The sequence below is a fragment of the Telluria antibiotica genome, from assembly GCF_011682055.1.
GTDB classification, from domain to species: Bacteria; Pseudomonadota; Gammaproteobacteria; order Burkholderiales; family Burkholderiaceae_D; genus Telluria; species Telluria antibiotica.
The window spans coordinates 83970-103157 of sequence record NZ_JAAQOM010000002.1; the positions used below are offsets into that span (position 1 = coordinate 83970).

The 19188-nt window shown below is 70.7% G+C and carries 16 protein-coding genes; 10 read left to right on the forward strand and 6 right to left on the reverse strand.

Going from position 1 to position 19188, the window contains the following annotated elements; translation table 11 throughout:
* Positions 1–98: 98 nt before the first annotated feature.
* Positions 99–1241, reverse strand: a complete 1143-nt coding sequence (locus HAV22_RS03350) for a metallophosphoesterase (RefSeq protein WP_166856534.1) — start codon at positions 1239–1241, stop codon at positions 99–101.
* A 230-nt stretch (positions 1242–1471) separates the two neighbouring features.
* Between HAV22_RS03350 and HAV22_RS03355 the strand changes: the two genes are divergently transcribed.
* The 3 genes from HAV22_RS03355 to HAV22_RS03365 all read left to right on the forward strand — a co-directional run bounded on the left by HAV22_RS03355 (position 1472) and on the right by HAV22_RS03365 (position 3266).
* Positions 1472–2107 carry a PEP-CTERM sorting domain-containing protein gene (locus tag HAV22_RS03355; protein ID WP_166856536.1) on the forward strand — a complete coding sequence of 212 codons (636 nt, stop codon included), beginning with the start codon at positions 1472–1474 and terminating at the stop codon, positions 2105–2107.
* Positions 2108–2314: 207 nt separating this feature from the next.
* On the forward strand, positions 2315–2827 hold the full coding sequence (locus HAV22_RS03360) for a hypothetical protein (RefSeq protein ID WP_208296041.1): 513 nt from the start codon (positions 2315–2317) through the stop codon (positions 2825–2827).
* Positions 2828–2897: 70 nt separating this feature from the next.
* A complete protein-coding gene (locus HAV22_RS03365; protein ID WP_229421050.1) occupies positions 2898–3266 on the forward strand; it encodes a zinc ribbon domain-containing protein in 369 nt (122 codons plus the stop codon).
* 331 nt (positions 3267–3597) lie between these two features.
* Here the strand turns inward: HAV22_RS03365 and HAV22_RS31765 are convergent, their stop codons facing one another.
* Both HAV22_RS31765 and HAV22_RS03375 read right to left on the reverse strand, forming a co-directional pair.
* Positions 3598–3894 carry a DUF5076 domain-containing protein gene (locus HAV22_RS31765; RefSeq protein WP_371869519.1) on the reverse strand — a complete coding sequence of 99 codons (297 nt, stop codon included), beginning with the start codon at positions 3892–3894 and terminating at the stop codon, positions 3598–3600.
* A 403-nt stretch (positions 3895–4297) separates the two neighbouring features.
* Positions 4298–4645, reverse strand: a complete 348-nt coding sequence (locus HAV22_RS03375; RefSeq protein ID WP_166856540.1) for a hypothetical protein — start codon at positions 4643–4645, stop codon at positions 4298–4300.
* A gap of 93 nt (positions 4646–4738) precedes the next feature.
* On the opposite strand from HAV22_RS03375, the gene HAV22_RS03380 reads away from it, so the two are divergent.
* The 4 genes from HAV22_RS03380 to HAV22_RS03395 are packed head-to-tail and all read left to right on the forward strand — an operon-like array spanning position 4739 to position 10140.
* Positions 4739–5713 carry a protein kinase domain-containing protein gene (locus HAV22_RS03380; RefSeq protein ID WP_166856542.1) on the forward strand — a complete coding sequence of 325 codons (975 nt, stop codon included), beginning with the start codon at positions 4739–4741 and terminating at the stop codon, positions 5711–5713.
* Entirely contained in the window at positions 5710–8040 is a 2331-nt protein-coding gene (locus tag HAV22_RS03385) for an FtsW/RodA/SpoVE family cell cycle protein (protein ID WP_166856544.1), read from the forward strand. Before HAV22_RS03380 ends, HAV22_RS03385 begins: the two co-directional genes overlap by 4 nt.
* A complete protein-coding gene (locus HAV22_RS03390; protein WP_166856546.1) occupies positions 8010–9683 on the forward strand; it encodes a hypothetical protein in 1674 nt (557 codons plus the stop codon). Before HAV22_RS03385 ends, HAV22_RS03390 begins: the two co-directional genes overlap by 31 nt.
* A 7-nt stretch (positions 9684–9690) precedes the next feature.
* Positions 9691–10140: an SH3 domain-containing protein gene (locus HAV22_RS03395; RefSeq protein ID WP_229421051.1), complete on the forward strand. Its 450-nt coding sequence runs from the start codon at positions 9691–9693 to the stop codon at positions 10138–10140.
* Here HAV22_RS03395 and HAV22_RS03400 read toward each other — a convergent pair.
* Complete coding sequence (locus HAV22_RS03400; protein WP_166856548.1) at positions 10114–10596, reverse strand: GNAT family N-acetyltransferase; 483 nt, start codon at positions 10594–10596, stop codon at positions 10114–10116. The two genes, HAV22_RS03395 and HAV22_RS03400, sit on opposite strands and share 27 nt — an antisense overlap.
* 123 nt (positions 10597–10719) lie before the next feature.
* Here HAV22_RS03400 and HAV22_RS03405 point away from each other — a divergent pair, with 123 nt between their 5' ends.
* From HAV22_RS03405 to HAV22_RS03415, 3 genes are all read left to right on the forward strand, one after another.
* Entirely contained in the window at positions 10720–11988 is a 1269-nt protein-coding gene (locus HAV22_RS03405; RefSeq protein WP_166857210.1) for an MFS transporter, read from the forward strand.
* A 41-nt stretch (positions 11989–12029) separates the two neighbouring features.
* Positions 12030–13016: a PP2C family protein-serine/threonine phosphatase gene (locus tag HAV22_RS03410; protein WP_229421052.1), complete on the forward strand. Its 987-nt coding sequence runs from the start codon at positions 12030–12032 to the stop codon at positions 13014–13016.
* A gap of 135 nt (positions 13017–13151) precedes the next feature.
* Positions 13152–14648: an FHA domain-containing protein gene (locus HAV22_RS03415; RefSeq protein WP_166856550.1), complete on the forward strand. Its 1497-nt coding sequence runs from the start codon at positions 13152–13154 to the stop codon at positions 14646–14648.
* Positions 14649–14874: 226 nt separating this feature from the next.
* Here the strand turns inward: HAV22_RS03415 and HAV22_RS03420 are convergent, their stop codons facing one another.
* Together HAV22_RS03420 and HAV22_RS03425 are read right to left on the reverse strand one after the other, a co-directional pair.
* A complete protein-coding gene (locus HAV22_RS03420; RefSeq protein WP_308789191.1) occupies positions 14875–17115 on the reverse strand; it encodes a bifunctional serine/threonine-protein kinase/formylglycine-generating enzyme family protein in 2241 nt (746 codons plus the stop codon).
* A complete protein-coding gene (locus HAV22_RS03425; protein ID WP_166857216.1) occupies positions 17112–19163 on the reverse strand; it encodes a coiled-coil domain-containing protein in 2052 nt (683 codons plus the stop codon). Before HAV22_RS03425 ends, HAV22_RS03420 begins: the two co-directional genes overlap by 4 nt.
* Positions 19164–19188: the final 25 nt, after the last annotated feature.

Sequence of the window (19188 nt, forward strand, 5' to 3'; positions counted from 1 at the left end):
TTTGGTCGGTGGAAAAACCAAAACGATAACGCATCCGCATGCTTTTGGGGGATTATATTGTCGTACATATACGCCGCGCCGGCGGCGAAGCGACCCCGCTACGCCCGGCCGGGCACGAGGCGCACGAGCGTGATCTCGGACGGCGCGCCGAAGCGCTTCGGCGGTCCCCAATATCCTGTGCCGCGGCTCGTGTACACCCACAGCGAGCGCACGCGGTTCAGGCCGGCCACGAACGGCTGCTGCAGCGGGACGAACAGATTCCACGGGAAGAACTGGCCGCCGTGCGTGTGCCCGGACAATTGCAGGTGAAAGCCCGCGGCGGCGGCGGCCGGTGCGCTGCGCGGCTGGTGGGCCAGCAGGATGCGCACGGCCACGTCGTCCGGCGCACCGGCCGCGGCCTGGTGCGGATCGCTCTTGTGCGTAGGCTCGAAATGCTGCGCCGTGTAGTCCGTCACGCCCGCGATCATGACGGTGGCGCGGCCGCGGCGCCGGATCACGTGCTCGTTCATCAACACGCGCAAGCCGAGCCGGCGCACCTCGGCCACCCATTGATCGGCGCCGGAATAATACTCGTGGTTGCCGGTCACGAAGAACGCGCCGTCCGGCGCGGACAGGCGCGCGAGCGGTTCCGTGTGCGGCGCGAGGCGCTGCACGCTGCCGTCGACGAGGTCGCCCGTGATGGCGATCGCATCGGGCTTCAGCGCATTGACCTTCGTGACGATGGCGTTCAGATAGGGCCGGCGGATCGTCGGGCCGACGTGGATATCGGAAATCTGCGCGATCGAATAGCCGTGCAAGTCCTCGGGCAGGCCGTCGATCGGCACCTCGACCTTGACGACGCGCGCCACGCGGCGGGCGTTGATGAAGCCGATGAACGTGACGGCCAGCGCCAGGAGGGGCACGACGACGGCACTGCCGCGCGTGAGCGCCGGCCCGCGCTCGCCCGCGACCATCCCCATGAGCAGCACGACGTCGCGCACGAGCGTCAGCACGAACAGCGACGAAAACAGGCCCATCGCCAGCAAACCGGCCCACGTCAGCGATTCCGACCAGCGCGTCCGCCGCAAGCTGGGTGCGACGAGACCGATGCGCACGAGCACGGCCGACGCGGCCAGCAGCACCGTCCCCGCCAGCATTCCGACCGGTCCCGCGTCGAGCGCGGGCAACAGCCGCAGCCCAATGTACGCGTGCAACAGGATGAGGATGACTAGGATGGGAACGAAAGAACGTTGGCGGGCCATGGCAGGTCGGGACAGTCGGGATCCTACCAAGATGGGGTGGGCTGCGCCGACTGCAAGGAAATAAATCGGTGGCAGCCCCTCCGCCGCGCGATCGTGGTCGCCACGACGTGTCCACTGGCGACCGACACCAGGGTATTTAACTAATTTTGAACATTTTGTTGAAATGTTGAAATATGATCATTATAATTTTCAAATCAACACTTTTATCAACGCTGATTAGAAGGATTCCGATGTCCATTCGCAACAAATTACTCGCCGCCCTCGTGACCGGCTGCTTCGCCACCTCCGCAATGGCGACTGTCAGCTACAGCACGGGTATCGATGCCAACCATGACGGCAAGGACGACCAGTTCACCCTCAATGGCGCCAGCGCGTACCTCGTCACCGCGACCGCCGCCGGCTGGCCCGTGCTGCCGGACTCGTCGATTACGACCGGCAAGTACATCTCGTGGAACCCGGTCCAGTCGGGTCGCAGCGCGAGCACGCTGAAGGATCAGGTGTACAAGTACACGTTCCAGTTCAATTGGTCCGGCGCCGCCCTGACGACCGGGATGGATTTCCGCTGGGTGTCGGACGACTACCTGACGGACGTTACGTTGAACGGTGTGTCGCTGGGCATCAACAACGTCGGCGCAAGCCAAGTGTGGAAAATTTCGAACGCCACCAGTGTGACGGGCAACGTCGCCGCCGGCATCAACACGCTGCAATTCATCGTGGGCAACACCGGCGGCGGCGCCACGGGTCTGGCGGCCGACTTCACGATCAACGGCGACGCCAGCTTCGTGCCGGAACCCGGCTCGTTCGCACTGTTCGGCCTGGGCCTGGCGCTCATCCCGGCGCTGCGCAAGCGTTCGACCCGCGCATAACCCGGCGCGGCTGTTCCTGGCCCGGCCTGCGCCGCATCGAGCGGTCACGGCGGGCCAGCATCGATCGCTCGCGGATGTTACCGTCGCGGAAGCAGATGTAATAATCTGTATTATCCCGTGGCACTTTTCTGCACCCGATCTATGATACTTGCATGCCTGGCGTAGTCGTGATCATCCCGATCCCCCGTTGAGGCGCAAGGAACAAGCATGTTGAAGAACAAATGCATTGGTGCCATGCTCCTGGCCGCGGCTGCCGTGTCCACCACGGCAATGGCTGACGATCGGGGCGTGAACACGGTCGTGGGCGCTCTCGCGGGCGCCGCCATCGGTGGCGGCGTGGGCGGCCGCAACGGTGCCATCGTCGGCGGCGTCATCGGTGCCGCGGTCGGCAACTCCGCACGCACGCGCGACGATTATTACTACAACAACCGCGGCTACGCCTATTCCGGTAGCGGATATTCCAACGGGTATTACCAGCAGGCGCCGACTTATGTCGAGTCGCAGCCGGTCTACGTTGAATCGCGACCGGTCTACGTCGAGTCGCAGCCGGTCTACGTGGAATCGCGTCCGGTCTACGTCGAGTCGCGCCCCGTGTACGTCGAACCGCCCCGCTATTACTACGACAACCGTCCGGACGTCGTCGTCGTGGAACGGCGCGGCTATGTCGAGCACGACCGCGGCTGGCACCACGGCTGGGGTCACGGCGGCTGGCGCCGCTGATCCGGGAACCGAACGAACCGCGCCTCGTGCGCGGTTTTTTCATGCGCGTCGCACGGCATGGACATAGGACTTGCCCAAGTCTAGGAAAAAAGTAAAATCGGGAAAATTCGACGGTCTGCAACGGGTCGGCCGCAGCCGCCCTGGGCATCACGGTCAAGACGCTGCAGCGCTGGGCGAGCGCACCTGGACCTGCGCCGGCTGCGGCGCGCAGCACGACCGCGACGTGAACGCGGCCATCAACCTGCAACGGCTCGCCACCGGCGCCCTGGCGGCGCGCACGGCGCTACCCGAGGCGAGCCATGCCTTAACGCGTGGCGCTGCCCGCCGGCCCGGGCCGGCGCGAGGCGCGGAAGTGACGCCTGTCAGGCACGAGCACGGTCAGCAGGACGGCTCGGGACAGGAAGAGAACGCAGTGCGCATTTGCACACGTAATCGATAGCAGGACAAGGCTGTGAATCTTGACCGTCAGGGCGAACGCTTGTCGTACAAGTTGCCAGTCGTCGCCATCCTCCTCGGGCCTGTCGCTGCCTTCATCACAGCATGTGTGGTGTCCTGGTCGACACCAGATGGCAACTTCGTCGTGACTTCGGTGCCAGCACTGGCAGTCGGCCTGACCGTCTTCCTACTTGCGTTCCAACGCGTCCGTCGTGGCGGGTCGAAGTGACTCAAACGAACCCGCACCTGAGTTCAGACGACGGCGCGGCCACTTCACCGTTGAAGTACGACACGAGCTTGACGAGGCTTTCGCTCCCGCTCAAATTTCCGTCACGCTACATGCTCACTTTCAGCGAACAATGGAGTTGTCCCCCGGCGACCCACACGCGCAGCATTTCCATGGCGTTCGGATCCTGCAAAGCTGCTGGCGGTATCGGGCGTTCGTCCATATGCGGATTCCATTTGTAAATTGTTGACGAGTGAGGCTGGCGCCCTCGAAAAACTGCCGAGCTCGGTGTAGGTCGCTTTTGGCTCTGCCGGCACTGGAGAATTTCGATGCGCTTCGGCCGCCTTACAAATTTCCAACGTTGCCCTGTGAGCAACGACCGCCTACACTGGCGCGCTTCGACCATCCCCTTGCCGCCCGGGCCGAGGGCCTGGGTTTCCCGGCCGGCATAGCCGTCGAACTTCGCGCGCTCTCATCCCTCCCAGGCATACTGGAGCTTGACGCTACACCTGAACGGACGGCGGTCTACGGGTGGGCTGGCAGCACGTTGCAAGTGGTTGCTGACGGAGCCCTTGTTCAATGTCTGGCGTTACGGCTTCCCTCACGGCTGGTTTTTCTAAGACAAGCGGCTTCCTCGCAGGTTGCGTCGAACTGCAACGTCCGACCGAATACGTCGTCTCGGCTCCCTTCACCGCTTCGGACGATTGCGCACTCGGCTTCAGTCACGAGCAGGCACCTATCGGGCCACCCGCACGCTTGCCTGCCAGCTCATCTGTCGACAGCATCGCGAACGGTGCGGTTAAGCATCCTCAATCGTCGAAGTCCTCGGCAAGGTTCTTCCACCCCCGGCTCTTGGCAAACGCAGCAAATTCCTCCGGCGCCTCGAGCACGATCAGGCGGCTTTCCTGCAGCCCGGGATCGCTGTGGCCGAAGTCCGGCCCCTTGTAGCCGACGCTGCGCAGCCGGTCGATGATCTGGCGCACGAGCACGGTGTCCTTGTACGCGCCGGGATCGAGCCTGGCGGCGAACTCCACGTACACGTCGATAATGCCGTAGCCCTCGTCGAAGATGCGGATCGCCTTGACGTCGAGGGTACGGCCGTTGCTGTCCCTGGCCTGGAACGGGCCGGACAGCTCAATGTCGGAATCGGTAGTCATGGCGCCAGCATACCATCGCCGGGCGTCGCGCCGCCTTTTTCCTTGCCCCCCCGCTACGCAGCTGCACGCGGCGCCGCCGCCCTCGGAGGACACATGGTCGAAGCGGGAGACATCATCACGTTGACGGCGGGCAGCTGGCGCCTGCAGGCGCCGCTGGGCGGCTCGAGCTACGGAGAGGTGTGGCGCGCCGCGTCCGTTCTTGATGGCACGCCGGCCGCAGTGAAACTCGTCAACCGGGCGCAGATGGACCTCGCGCCGCCACAGCAGCGTGCCGCATGGCGCGCGGCCTTCGACGCGGAACTCGCCTTCCTGCGCGCGCTGCAGCCATGGGACCAGCGCCACATCGTGCGCCTGCTCGACAGCGGCACGCACGACGGCCAGCCCGCACTGGCGCTGGAATTGCTCGACGAGGATCTCGCCAGCCACCTGGCGCGCCGCCGCGCCCGCGACGCCGGCCCCGGCTGCGCGCAGGCGCTGGCGTGGACGGCGCAGGTCAACGCCGCGCTGGCGAAAGTCCATCAATACGGCTGGCGCTACCTGGACCTGAAACCGACCAACCTCCTCGTCGACGCCGACGGCGCCACGCTGAAACTGGCCGACTTCGGCACCAATCGCGCGCTGCAGGACGCGGCCGCCCACGCGTATGCCGGCACGGCCGCGTGGCAAGCGCCGGAACAGTTCTTCCCCGACGCCGCAGGCCACTACCGGACGGACGCGCGCAGCGATTATTTCGCGCTCGGTGCCCTGCTCTACTCCATGGTCGCCGGCGTCCCGCTACGGTTCTGCGCGGCCTGCGCCGACGCCTATCGCACGCACGGCCCGGCGGGCGCCGCCGCGTTACGCGCCCGGCACGGCGGCGCCCTGCCCCCCACCCTCGCGCCCGACGAGGCCGCGCGGTTCGCCGCCCATGCGGCGGCGGGCGGTCACGGCGCGGCGCTGGCCCTGCTGCGCACTCTCCTGGCGCCGCGGCCGGAAGGACGCCCGCGCCACGCGCTCGAGATCAGCCGCCTGCTCGCGCGTGCCGCGGCCGGCATCGACGGGGCAGCGCCCATGCGGAGCGCGGCATGACCCGCGTGCTCGCCGGCGCGGCGCTCGCCGCCCTGTGCGCGCTGCAGGCGCTGGCCCTGCTGCGCGCGCCCGCCGCGTGGCTACCCGCGCAGGTCGACGTGACGCTGGCCCGTACCGCAGCCGTCGATCTCGACCATGCCGCACTGGGCGCGCCCGCAGGCGACGGCGGCCGGCTGCATGTCAGCCGCGCGGCGGACGGCACCTGGTGGGCGGCCGACGACGGCACGGGCCGTCCGCTGCTCGTGCAGGACGGCGTGCGCCAGCGGCGCAGCGGCAGCGTCGCACTCGCGCCGGGACAGCGCTTCCAGCTGGGTGTCCTGCAGGCCGACGTGCGCGCAGCCGATGTGAATGGTGTGTCCTTCACGGCCGGCCGCACCGTGTGGCATTACGACGGCGCCGTGGTTCGTCGCGACGGCGTGCCGCAGCCGGCATGCCCCGACATCCACCTTGGCACGCGCCTCGCCGGCCTGTGGAACCGCATCGCGCCCCGCGCCCTCGCATCGGATCGTCCCCTGCTCTTCGGCGGCAACCTCGATTGCGGCAACCGCATCGCCGTCGCCGGCCTGGCGCTGCACGCCGCCACCATCGCGCACCACCGGGACGACGGCGGCTACCTGCTTGCGCCGGCCGCTGCCGTCCCGTTGCTGCTGATCGAGAACGGCCGCGCCGACCTGCTGGCCGGCCGCCCGCTGCGCCTCGCCGCCGGGCAGACGCTCGTCGCCGGCCGCACACGCCTCACGATCTTGGACGCGGGCGACGTACTGCGCCTGCGCCCGGGCGGCCACGTCGGCATCTACCCGGACGCGCAGCGCCGCCTGCCGCCCGGCGTGACGTGGACGTGGGTCGCACGCGCGCCGTGGACGCTGCCCGCGCAGGCGTGGACGCCCCTGCTTGCCGTCGCGGGCTTCAGCTGTGCGGCCGCCCTGGCCGCCGCGCTTCTCGCCGATGCGCGGGCACGGGTGCGCGCGGGCGTGGCGGCCGGCGCCGCGCTGCTGCTTGCCGGCGCCGGCGCCGTGCTGTTCTGGCTGCAGCGCGGCGGCGCGCCCGCGGGTGCGGGCATCGGGCTCGTCGTCGCGTGGGCCGCGCTCGCGTTCACGCTGCTGGCGCCGCGCCGTCTCGACCCCGCGCTGGCCGCGGCGCTGCCGCTGCTGGCCGTCGGCCTGCTGGCCCAGCTGGACCTGGGCCTCGGCGCGCCGGACACCGCGTGGCTGCGCCACTTCCACAAGACGTCCGCGCTGCTGGCGTTGGGCACGGGCGCCGCCACGTTGGCGCGCCTCGCGCGCCCCGCCCGGCCGCCCGCGCAGGCGCGCATCGAAGCCGCACTTCTCGTCTTGACGTGCGCGGCGCTCGGCGCGCTGCTGCTGCAGGTCGCGTATGGCGACGAGACGGGCGTGTTCGATTTGCAGCCCGTGGAATTCGCCAAGCTGGCGCTGGCCGCGCTGTCCGCGCACTGCCTCGCGCTGGCGTGCGCGGACGGGCCCGCGCCCGGCGGCGCGTGGCGGCGCGGCCTGCGGCTCGCGGCACCCGTCGTGCTGTTCATGCTGCTGCTGGGCGTCGCGCTCGTCCAGGTCGACGACTATTCGCCCCTCGTGCTGCTGGCGCTGTGGGCCGGCACGATGATGCTGGCGCAGGCGCTCGCGACGCGCCGCCGCGGCACGGCGCTGGCGCTGGCCGCAAGCGCCGTCTGCGCCGTGCTGGCCGTGGCGCTGCTGCGCGGGGCGGGCGCCGACGGCATCGCGCGCTGGGACTTCTATGCCGACCGCTTCCTCGTCTGGCTCGACCCCGGCACGCATCCGCACACGGGCCAGCAATTGCTGCAGGGCGCACGCGCCATCGCGCAGGGCGGCTGGCGCGGCGCGGACGGCGCGTTCGGCCTCGCGGCGCTGGGCCAGGGCCCCGGCTTCGCATTGCGCATCCCGGCCGTGCAGGACGATTTCGCCGCGTCGTTCTTCCTGCAGCGCCACGGCCTCGTCGCGGCCGTCGGCCTGTGGCTGCTGCAGGCGCTGTTCCTCGCGGCGCTGCTTCACCTGGCCGTGCGCTGCTGGCTGATGGCGGGCCGCGCGCGCGACTTCCGCATCGCATGGCTGGCGCGCCTGCGCTGCTTCTTCCTGGCCGGCGGCGCCGCGTTCGCGTTCGGCCACTTCCTGCTGTCGTGGGGGACGAACCTCGCGATCTTCCCCGTGATGGGCCAGCCCATGAGCTTCCTGTCCGCGGGCGGCTCGCACCTGCTGTTTTTCATCTGCCCCCTGCTAGGTGCCGCTGCCGCCAGCAGCCAATCTTTAGAGGAGAACGAATCATGCCGGTCTACGTCCAACATGAAGCCCTAGGCAAGGTGGGCGACGTCTTCGATGCCCACGCCATCTGGCAGTCGCCCGGCCTCGCGCTGTTCGCGCGCCGCCCGCTGCTGCGCGACCTGCTGGAACGCTCGCCGCGCGAACACCGCGGCCGCGCCGCCACCCGCTGCTTTTCCCACATCACGCTCGTGCTGCCGCAGGAAGAAGTCGACGACGACCGCCACCTCACGCGCGGCGCGCGCGTGCGCGACCTCGCCCAGGGCCTGGCGACGCTGCACCAGAAGGACTTCGGGGACCTGCTGCACGGCGAGGACGTGCGTTACCAGGTCGTCGGCGCCGACCGCCTGGAACCGGGCGAAGTCGAAGTCAAGTTCGGCCATGCCGTCTACCTGCCGGCGCCCGGCGAGGCCGTGCAGTACACCGTCAGCGTGTCGCGCGACAGCGCCGTGTGGAAGACCGTCTGCCCCATCTACCCGAACCAGCGGCTCACGTTGATCGGCCACGACGAGCACGAGGCGACGTACGCCGCGCCGGGCTGGCCGTTCGGCGCGGAGGGCGCCGTCCTCCTCATCAACGACGGGCCGGACGCGCCACTCGAAGTGCAAGTGCGCCCGAAGGAGGCGTTCGACTGCAGCTGGGATGCGAACGCCGGCTACTGGACGATCAAGTCGCGCCGCGGCGCGGTCGACGCGAACGGCGCCGCGCTGCGCCTGCTGCTGCGTGTGACGCCGGCGCGGGCGTGTGCCGCGCTAAGCATTCCTGCGGCGCCGGCCCAGCCGGAAGCACCTGTTCCGACCGCCGCACGCGCACGGATCGCACCGGCGGCTGCACGCCCGGCCAGCACGCCGGTGGCGAGCGTGCCAGCAACGGCCGCCGCGCCTTCTCCCTCCACTGCAGGCGGTGCACGCCCCGCCGTCTGGAAGCCGCGCGCCATGCCCGATCCCGAACTGACGGCCGTGCCGATCGCGCGCGCGCCCGCGGCGCAACCGGCCGGCGCGGAGCTCGACGCAACGTACGCCCCCGTCGCGCGCCAGCGCGTGGCCCTCGCCGCGCTGGCCCTGCCGCGCCTGTCGCGCTACCGCGAGACGGGCGCGCAGGCCCTGGAGATCGGCTTGAACCGCGCCTTCGTGCCCGCGCCGCTCGCGCGCGACGCCGTCATCGCGTTCGCCATCGACGACCAGGATACGCTGCAGGCCATCACACCGGCCGGCCGCGAACAGATCGCCGTCCCCGCGACGTTCAGCCCCGTCGACGGCACGCGCCTGGAGCTGGTCGTCTGCGCGCCCGCGCTCGCCGACCGCTATTGCGCGCTGCTGCGGCTGCCGCAGCCCCCGGCACTTCCCGTCGCCGCCGGCGCCCGCTTCACGTTCGGCCGCGCCGCACCGATGCTGGCGGCGTTGCGCGTGCTGGATTCGCCGCGCTTCCTGAAGCACGCCGCGGGCACGCCGCCGTCGAGCGCCGACCGCCTCGGCCTGTCGCGCGCCGCGTTCACCTTCGAGGCCGGGCCGGACGGCTGGCTGATCGCCCGCCAGTCGCCCACGCAGGCCTTGTACCACCTGGACGAGCAGCTGGCGTTCGTGGCCACCATCGACGACGCCTCGCCGGAGCAGCCGTACCGCCTGCCGGCCGGGCACCACGTCGTCGCGGGCCATTACGTGCTGCGCTTCGATGCCTGAGGCGACCATGCCACCGTGGATGCTCACGACGCTCGTGTGGTGCGCCGCGCTGGCGGCGACGCTCGTGCTGGCCGCGTGGTGCACGCCGCGCGCGTGGTGGCGCCGGCCGAATCTGCGCGCGCTGGCCGTGCTGGCCGGCGGCACGGCCGCCTGCGGGCTGTGGTTTTCGGCGCTGCTGCCCGCCGCGCCCGCGCGCATCCCCATGCCGCTGGCGGCTGCAGCGCCGGTCATGGGTCCTGCGCCGGGTGCGCACTATCGCGTCGCCGACGACCTGAACCTGCGCGAACACCGCGGCGTGCGCGCCGCGCGCATGCGCGTGCTGCCGGCCGGTACGGTCGTCAGCACGACGGGCGCGACGGACGGCGACTGGTGGCGCGTGCGCGCCAGGGTCGGCGGGCACGACGTGGAAGGCTGGGCCAGCAGCCTGTGGCTACGCCGGATCGACGAGGGGCACTGACGCGGACACGACGAGCCGCATCGGGTTGTACGGCACCGTATCGGCCTGCACCGGCGCCGTGCGCTCGAAGCCCTGCGCCGCGTAAAAGGGCACGGCGACGTTCGACGCGTTCACGGTGAAGATCCCCGGATGGCCGGGCCCCAGGGCCGCCGCGCGCGCGGCCTGCCACAGCGCCCCCGCGATGCCGCGCCGCTGGAACGCTTCATCGACGAACAGGTGGAACAGGTGCGTGCCGCCGCGCACACCGACGAAACCTGCCAGCACGCCGTCGACGATCGCCACGTGGTACACGAAGCCGGCGTCCAGGTTGCGGCGCAACCCGGCCGCGTCGTGCTGGGCGAGGAAAGCCGCCGCGGCGTCCGGGTCGCATTCGTGGAGGATGAACACGGTGGCCGCGCGGTGCAGCACGGCCGCGGCGGCGGGGATGTCGTCGGGGTCGAGCGGTCGTATCTGCATGGGCGCGGTATGTGTGGTCGAACCGGCAAGATAACATGGCCTTGTCGAACCGTCACGTTGGGAAAACGACGCGCCGCGTGCCGCCGCGTTGACCCGGCCGGATGCCACCCGTAGACTGTCGTGATGACGAAACCCCGCCTCGCCTCTCCCGCCCCGCCCCACGCGGGCACCGCGGCCCCGGCCCGGCGCAAGGTCCCGCTGACGCAGCCGCTGCGCCACCCGCGCTATCGCCGGCTGTGGTGCGCCAACCTGGTCTCGAACCTCGGCACGTGGATCCAGACGTTCGCGTCGGCGTGGCTCATCGCGTCCAGCTCGCACTCCGCCTCGATGACGACGCTCGTGCAGACGTCGACGTACATCCCGATCTTCATGTTCGCGCTGTTCGCGGGCGTCGTCGCTGACGCCGTGCACCGGCCGAAGTTCCTGTTCTTCTGCAACCTGTTCATGGCCTGCTGCGCGTGCACGATGGCGGGCCTCGTCGCGAGCGGCCATGCGCCGCATACCGCAGTGCTGGCGCTCGTGTTCTGCCTCGGCTGCGGCTCGGCATTCATGTGGCCCGCGTGGCAGGCCGCATTGTCCGGGCTCGTCGAGCCGGACGAAGTGGAAGCGGCGGCAACCCTGAACAACCTGTCGTACAACACGGCCGCGATCATCGGGCCGGCGCTGGGCGGCGTGCTGTTCAAATGGGTCGGCCCCGGCCCGCTGTTCCTCGTGAACGCCCTGTCGTTCGTCGGCCTGCTCGCGATCTACCGCGCGTGGTGGCGCGAAGGCGGCGACCACGCGCGGCCATGCGCGGGCTATGCGGCGCGCCTGCGCGAAGGCCTGTCCATCGCGTTCGGCTGCCCGCGCTACCGCCGCATCCTGCGCAACGTGGCGACCGTGTTCTTCGCGACGATCGCCTTCGCCGGGCTGCTGCCCGTGTTCGTGCGCGACGTGCTGCACATGGACGCCAGCGTGTTCGGCACGTTGATGGGCAGCCTGGGCGGCGGCGCCGTCATCGCCGCGTTCTGCCTGCCCGCCATCCGCGCCCGCGTCGACAAGACGAGCATCCTCGCCGGTGCCCTCGTCGTGTACGGCACGATGCTGGCCGCGATGCCGTTCCTGCACACGCTCGCGCTGCTCGTGCCGCTGATCGTGGCCGGGGGCATGGCCTGGTCGGCCGTCGTGTCCACGTTGAACGCGGCCGCGCAGCTGTCGTTCCCGGTCGCCGTGCGGGCCCGCACCCTGGCCATCTACCTCGTCGTGATGGCGGGCGGCTACACGGCCGGCAGCCTGTTCTGGGGCCGCATCGCGGACGCGACGGGCGTGCGCTTCGCGCTGGCGGCGGCGGGCGCGTGCGTGCTCGTGAACGCGGCCGTATTACTCACGGGTGGACGCAAAAACCCCATCTAATCGACGCTTGGCGAAATGGCATGTCCGGGTAGACTAGCGACATGCCGACCTCTCCCCCTTCCGTTTCCGCCCCCGCCTGGATCACCGGGCTGCGCTTCACCCGCCTCGACGTGGCCGCCTGCTCGCGCCTGGGCGCGGGCCCCCGCCTGCGCGCGGAAAACCAGGACAACCTGCTGCTGATCGACGTGGACGGCCAGGCCGCGTGGCTGCACGACCAGGTCCCGCAGCGCCGCCGCCTGCCCGGCTGGCGCGCCGGCCACGCGCGGCTCGCCGTGCTGGACGGGATGGGCGGCCACGGCCACGGGCGCGAGGCCGCGGAAGCCGTCGTCGCCGGCCTGCTGGCCATGCCGCCCTGTGCGGACGGCGCCGAACTGGCCCATCGCCTGGATGCCCTGCACACCGACCTGCAGCGCCATTTCGCCGACGTGTCCGGTCCACGTCCCGGCACCACGCTCACGCTTCTGGAGTTCCGACCGGACGCGCCGCCGCTGCTGTATCACGTGGGCGATTCGCGCCTGTACGAGATCACGGCGGCGCGGGCCTCGCCGCTGACGGTCGACCACGTCCCCGCGACCGCCTACGCGATGGCGGACCTCGTGAGCGAAGCGGACTGGTGGCAGCAAGTCCACGGCGAACACCGCCCGCAGGTCGCGCAAGCGTTCCTGCTCGGTAACGCGTTCGCCGATCCGTCGCGGCTGAACGACCCGCTGTTCGAATTGTCGTCCCTGAACCTTCCGTCCTGGCTGTGCCGCCTGGGCGATCGCCGCCCCATCGACCTGCGCCCCGGCTGCTCGTACCTGCTGGCGACGGATGGACTGTGGTCGTGTTCCGACCCGTGGGGCTGGGTCGGGCAATGGCCGCAGCTGCTGGGAGGCGACACGGATGCCGCGACGATGCTGCGGGCACTGCTCGTGGCCTACGACGCGCATCCGGCCGCGTTCTTTCATCCGGACAACGTGACGGCGATCCTGCTGCGGGTCCCCGGTGCTGCCCACCCGCACGACGAGACGGCATTGCCGGGGACCTGATCGTTGTAATTGATGCATATAGGAAAAAAGTCTTGTCAGAAACTGAATTCCGCGCGCCGCGCTCGGCTACAATCGCGTAAGCTGGTGCCGCCACCACCGTCCACGGCATCCCTTTACTGTTGAGCCGATAAGCCCATGAAGCGTTGCAGCAGTCCCGACCATCCGCATTGCACCGTCTGGGTCGCCCCGGGCGATGCCACGTGCGCGCACGGTCACCGGCAGCCAGCGGGCGCGATCGACCTGCTCGGCTCCAGTTTCGACCTGCTGCAACGGGCGCGCACCGCCCATCCGCCCATGGCCGCGCCAGAAACGCCACGGACGGCACCGCGCCCGCACCTGCACGTGAGCGGGTTCGATCCGCGCGCGGCCGGCGGCCGCCAGGCCATCAAGCTGGAATTGCGCGGCATGCCGGACGACGTGCCGCCGCAACTGACGGTATTGCTCGACTCCAAGCTGTTGCCGGACGACGGCGGCCGCCTGCAGTTCCACCGCACCCTGCGCGGCGACTGGCGTCCCGTGTTCGTGGAATTCTCGTCGCGCGGACGCGAGCACGGCCAGTACCGCGTCGACGTCGAGCTGCACGCGCACCAGCCGGAACAGCCGGCGCTCGCGCGGACGTGGGTCGCAACGCTCGTGCTGCTGGTCCCGCGCCCGGACGCGTCGCTGGGTGAAATCCACCAGACCTATCTCGCCACGCACAAGAACGTGCGCATCAGCGCCGACGACGCCGCCATCGCCCGTGTGCACGGCCTGGCCGGCGGCGGCGCGATGGACATCGACATCCACGCGCGCAACGCCTCGATCGCGCAGCTGCACCTGGACGCGGCGGCCGGCGGCAAGGTCGCCGTTGCGCTGCCGACGATTGCGTGGGACGAGGACCTGATCGAAATCGACATCCCCGCCGAGCGCGCGGCGCACCCGTGCCCGGCGAGCGGCGCCTGCCTCGTGCACGTGGAACCGGACGCGGGTGCGCAACGCCACGTGCGCCTGTTCGCGCTGGACGAGTGCGTGCTGGGCCGCTGGGAACCGTCGGGCGCCGAGGCTGACTTACTGCTGGAACACTACGGCGAGCACCGTCCCGAGCGGGACGGCCTCACACGCCGGCTGTCCGCGCGCCACGCCGTCGTCCGCCCCGCGCGCGGCGGCTTCGAGATCGAGGATGTGTCGCGCTACGGCCTGCTGCTGGACGGCATCTGGCCCGGCAAGCACGTGCCCGTGCCGCTCAGGCTCGGCATGCGCATCGAGTTGACGGCCAGCATACGCGGCGTGGTGACGTTCGTCGTCACGGCGCTGTATCCGCATGCCGTGACCTTGCACCGCGTGGACGCGGGCGGCACCGCCGAGTGCTTCGTGCTGCTGGCGCCAGGCGCGGAGCCGGCGGCGGACGGCGCGGGCGGCGCCTTGCCGCGTGCGGCCGGCATGCCGGTGCTGTTCCACCGCGACGGCGGCTTCTGGCACGTCGACCCGGCCACCGGCCAGCAGACCGCACTCGGCCCGGCGACGGCGCTGGAGCGCCTCGCCCGCTTCACGGGGCGCGTGCGTTTCACCGCCGAGCCGCGCCCCGAGGATGCGACGGGACGCCGCCGCGCGGGCGAGCGCCGGCGCGCAGCGGCCCGCCTGGCCGCGTCCTGAACGATCCGGGCGCTGCGGTCCGGATCAACCCGGGCGCAGGATGAGGAAGATCAGGGCCGCGCCGGTCAGCAACACCGCTTCCAGCGACAGCACGATGAATGGGATCTGGATGTCCTTCGGGATACGCATGGCAGCCTCCTGAATGGCGCAGCGCCGCGACGCCGCGGCGCCACATGGGCATTATGCGCCTGCGCCCGGCCTTATGTACGCATATCGTGCGGCGCCCCTACATCAGGTCGCGCACGACGCGGAAGCCCACGATGTCGTTCGACAATGCGGCCGAGAAGCCGTTGCGCAATGCCGAGCGGAGGTAGCGCGGCGTGTACAACCACGAGCCGCCGCGCAGCACCCGGCGCGCCTGGTCGCCGCCCTCTTCCCACGCGCTGCCGTCCAGCGGCGCGCCGTCGTAATTGTCGTGCACGACGTCCTGCACCCATTCCCACACATTGCCGTGCATGTCGAACAGGCCCCACGGATTCGCGGCGAACGTGCCGACCGGCGTCGTGCCGCGCCGGTATTCGCCGCGCGGGCCGCCGTTGTACGTGAAGTTGCCGTCGTAGTTGGCCTGCTCCGGCGAGATCGTGTCGCCGAACGAGAACGCCGTCTTCGTCCCTGCGCGGCACGCGTATTCCCACTCGGCCTCGCTGGGCAGCCGGTACGACTTGCCCGTCACCTCGGACAGCCAGCGCACGTAGCGGATCGCGTCGAACCAGTTGATGCCGACGACGGGATGCCGGTCGGTCTGCGCGAAGCCGGGCGCGTCCCAGTCGACTTCCCCGCTCGACCGCCAGCCCGTCGCCGCGACGAACATGCGCCATTCGCCCACGGTGACGGGATAGCGGCCCATCGCGATGGGCTTTTCGATACCGACCCAGTGCTGCGGCAGCTCGCGCGCGAGCCACCCCGGCTGCGAGCCCGCCGCCATCGCGATCTTGCGCTCGTGTTCGGGAGAGCCCATCTGGAAGCGTCCCGTCGGCAGCAGCACCAGTTCCGGCCCCTTCTGCTCGGCGTCGCCGAAGCGGTCGCGCAGCACGCCTTCCGAGTCGGCCACGGGACTCGCGGGCGTGGGGATCAGTTGCGTGAGCTCGGCCTGGGCGCGGGCCGCCTGTTCCTGGCGCGCGCGTTTTTGTTCCGCGATGTACGCGGCTGCCGCCTTGGCCTGCGCGAGCTTGCGCTGTTCCTCTTCCCGTTCCAGCCGCGCCTTTTCCACTTCGGCCGCGCGCCGTTCCAGCAATTGCCGGCGCAGCGCTTCCTTGCGGGCCGCCCGCGCCGCCTCGGCCGCCGCCTTCGCCGCGCGCTCCTGTTCGCGCCGCTGGCGTTCCAGCTCCGCCTTGGCGGCCGCATCGAGCCGCGCACGCTGCTCCGCCTGCGCCTGCGCAACCTTGCGCGCCTGCGCGTCGCGCGCGGCCTGCTCGGCACGTGCACGGGCCGCATCCGCTTCCGCCCGCCGCGCCGCTTCGGCCTGCGCGCGCAACTCGTCCGCGCTCGGTCCCTGCGCGGCGCGCAGCCGGGACAACAGCTCGGTCACGCTGGCGGGACGATGGTCCGGCCGCGGCGCGAATCCGGCCCGGAGCACGTCCCACTGGGCCAGGTTCAATGCGTCAGGCCGTGCGGGCGAGCTGCCCGCCGGCAGTGCGCCCGTCAGCATCCGGTACAGCATCACGGCAACGGCGTACACGTCGAGCCCCCGCGTCGGTGGGCCCCCGCCGCCGCTGGCCTCCGGCGCGCGATAGCCCGCCGTGCCGGACGTGGCGGGCGCCTCCAGCGCGGCGCCGTCCGCACGCGCACGCGCCGCGATGCCGAAGTCCAGCAGTTTCACCTCGCCGCCGCGCGCGACGAAGACGTTGGCCGGCTTGATGTCCCGGTGCACGAGGCCGTGGCGTTCCCACGCATAGTCGAGCGCCGCGGCCACCGGTGTCAGCACGTCGAGCGCCCGGCCGAGATCCAGCGGTCCCTCGCGCGCGAGCGAGGTATCGAGGTCCTCGCCGTCCAGGCATTCCATGATGATGAAATAGCTGCCCGTCGCGGGGTCCTGCGCCCAGTCGTAGACGCGCACGATGTGCTGGTGCGCGAGCTGGCGCGCGCGCGCCGCTTCCTCGATCAGGAGCTTCGCGTGCAGCGCGTTTTCCGTGAGCCGGGGCGGCAGGATTTTCAGCGCCACCTGCGCGCTGTGGCCCAGTTCCGCGTGCGTGGCGAGGTCCGTGGCCTGCCACACTTCGCCCATGCCGCCTTGCGCGATCAGGCGTTCCAGCCGATAGCGCCGGTGCGCCGGCCCCACTTCCTGCGTGGCCATCAGGCCGATTTCCGTGCCGGTCCGCGTGGGCGTGGCGATGTCGGGGGGCACGTCGGCCGGATACGCGGCGTCGAGGATCGCGTTCTTGCGGCTGTCGAATTCCTGACGGCTCAGCAGGCCGTCTTCGTGCAGCGCGCGCAGTTCGCGCAGCTTGTCGATCGCCGTGTGCATCATCCCCGCGCCGGCAGCGGCGCGCCGCAGGTGCCGCAAAAGCGGTCGCCGGGCTGGGCGTCCACGTGCCGGCATGATTGTCCCGCCGCCAGCGCGGCCGCGCCCGCGACGAGGCCCGTCGCCAACTGTGCCTGCGTGGCCAGCGCCGTCTTGTTCACGTCGTTCTGCAAGGTCAGCAGGTCGAGCTGGTGGCGGCGTTCCCGTTCCAGCTCGGCGTCGCGGCGCTCGCGTTCACGCGCCACGTGGTCCTCCGCCAGCCGCAGCGCCTCCTGCGGCGACATCGCCCCCTGCGCGGCCAGCTGGTCCGCGCTCATGTCTGCCTGCGTGCGCACCTTCAACACGTCCGCCAGCAGCGCCGCGTTCGGCGCGGGCGCCAGCACGAGCTTCGTCGCGTCGTCGACGGCGCCCAGGGTCTCCATGCGGCGCAGCTCGTGCGCGCGCTCGGCGGACAAACGCGCTGCCTGCAGTTCGGCCCGCGCTTCCTCGCCTTCGAGCGCAACCTGCTGGGTCGAGCGCGCCAGCGCGGCATCGGCTTCGATCGTGCGCAGCAGCTTCTCGTGCTGGGACACCGCGTCGGCCGCCGCCCCTTCGCGGCGTAAAGCGTCCAGGCGCGACGCGCCCTGCGCATCGTCCCATTCGAGCGACCGTTCCGCGCTGCGGCGCCGGGCCGCATTGGCCAGCTCGAGGAGTCGCAGGCGGCCCGCGTGTTCCTCCGCGTCGATCTCGCGTGCACGCCGGGCCGCGCCTTCCTCGGCCGCGTGCAGCCGTGCCAGTTCCGCGCGCTGGCGCGCCGCGTCCTCGATGCCGCGCGCCTGCTCGATCTTGTTGCGGATCTGCTGCTGCAGCAGCTGGTGCGCGAAGCGCTGCGCCGCGACTGTCCTCGCCTGCGCCGCGTCCTCGCGCGCGACGGCCACTTCCTCCTGCATGCGCACGGCCGCCAGCTCGCGCAGGTGCGCCCATTCCGCGTCCTTGTCCGCCCGGACGCCCCGCTTGGCCGCCAGTTCGTGCTCCAGTTCCGCGACGAGGTCCTGCGCGCCGCGTTCGATCGCCTGCTTGCGCGTGCGCGACTCCACGATGCGGCCATACAGCTCGATCTCGCGCGCGCGCAGCGCGTGCGCGCGCTCGGCGTTCTGCAACGTCGTCTCGGCACGTTCCAGCCCCGTTTCCTGGCGCAGCGCCGCGCGCCGGTTCGCCACACGGGCGTCGCTTTCCTCGCGGGCAATGCGGCGCCATTCGTCCGCCGTGTACAGCTCGTCCAGCTGGCGCGCATGCTCGACCTTCACGCGCTGCTCGTCCGCGGCGAGCCACAGGGTGCCCAGGCGCGCACGGTTCGCGTCGAAACGGTCGTGCCGGAGCGCGAGCGTGTCCACGCGCACGATGGCGAGGCCATACTCGGCCAGCAGCGCGGCGAGTCCGCCCTGCAGGTGCTGGTCCAGCTCCGGCCGCAGTTCGCGCCGGCCCGCCATCTCGCGCAGCGAACGCGCGGCGACGAATTCGGCGGCAAGCTGGCGCACGGGCTCCTGCAGCAGCTCGCGCAGGTGCTCCGCCTTGACGGTGCCGGGCATCGTCATGAAATGGCGCGCGAACGCGGGCACGCTCTCGATGCGCACGGACAGCACGACCTGCGCCGACACGGCAAGGTGCTCGGCGCTGGCGAGACCGTCCAGCGCGAATTCCACCGGCAACGCGCTGCTGCGCGTGACGAGGATTTCCGCGTGCTGGTCGCGCAGCAGGTGGTTCAGCCGCGTGAAGAAACCTTCGATCTCGTATTCGCCCTGCGGCACTTCGGTGGCCTGGTCGCCCTGCAGGATGTAGGCGCGCGCCGTGGCGGGCACGCGCAGGGTCTTGACGAACACGCCGGACAGCGCACGCACGCCAAAGAACACGGCCAATTCGTCGGGGCCGGGTACCCAGCGGTTCTCGACCAGTACCGGGGCGTGACGCGGCGTCCCGAGCATCAATCCGCAGGCGGCGCAATAGCCGTCGGCGGCCGCATGCGCGTGCGCGCAGCGCGGGCAGCGTGCCTCTTTCGTGCCGAACATCCGCAACATCATCGACTCCTTCCCAGTTCCGACA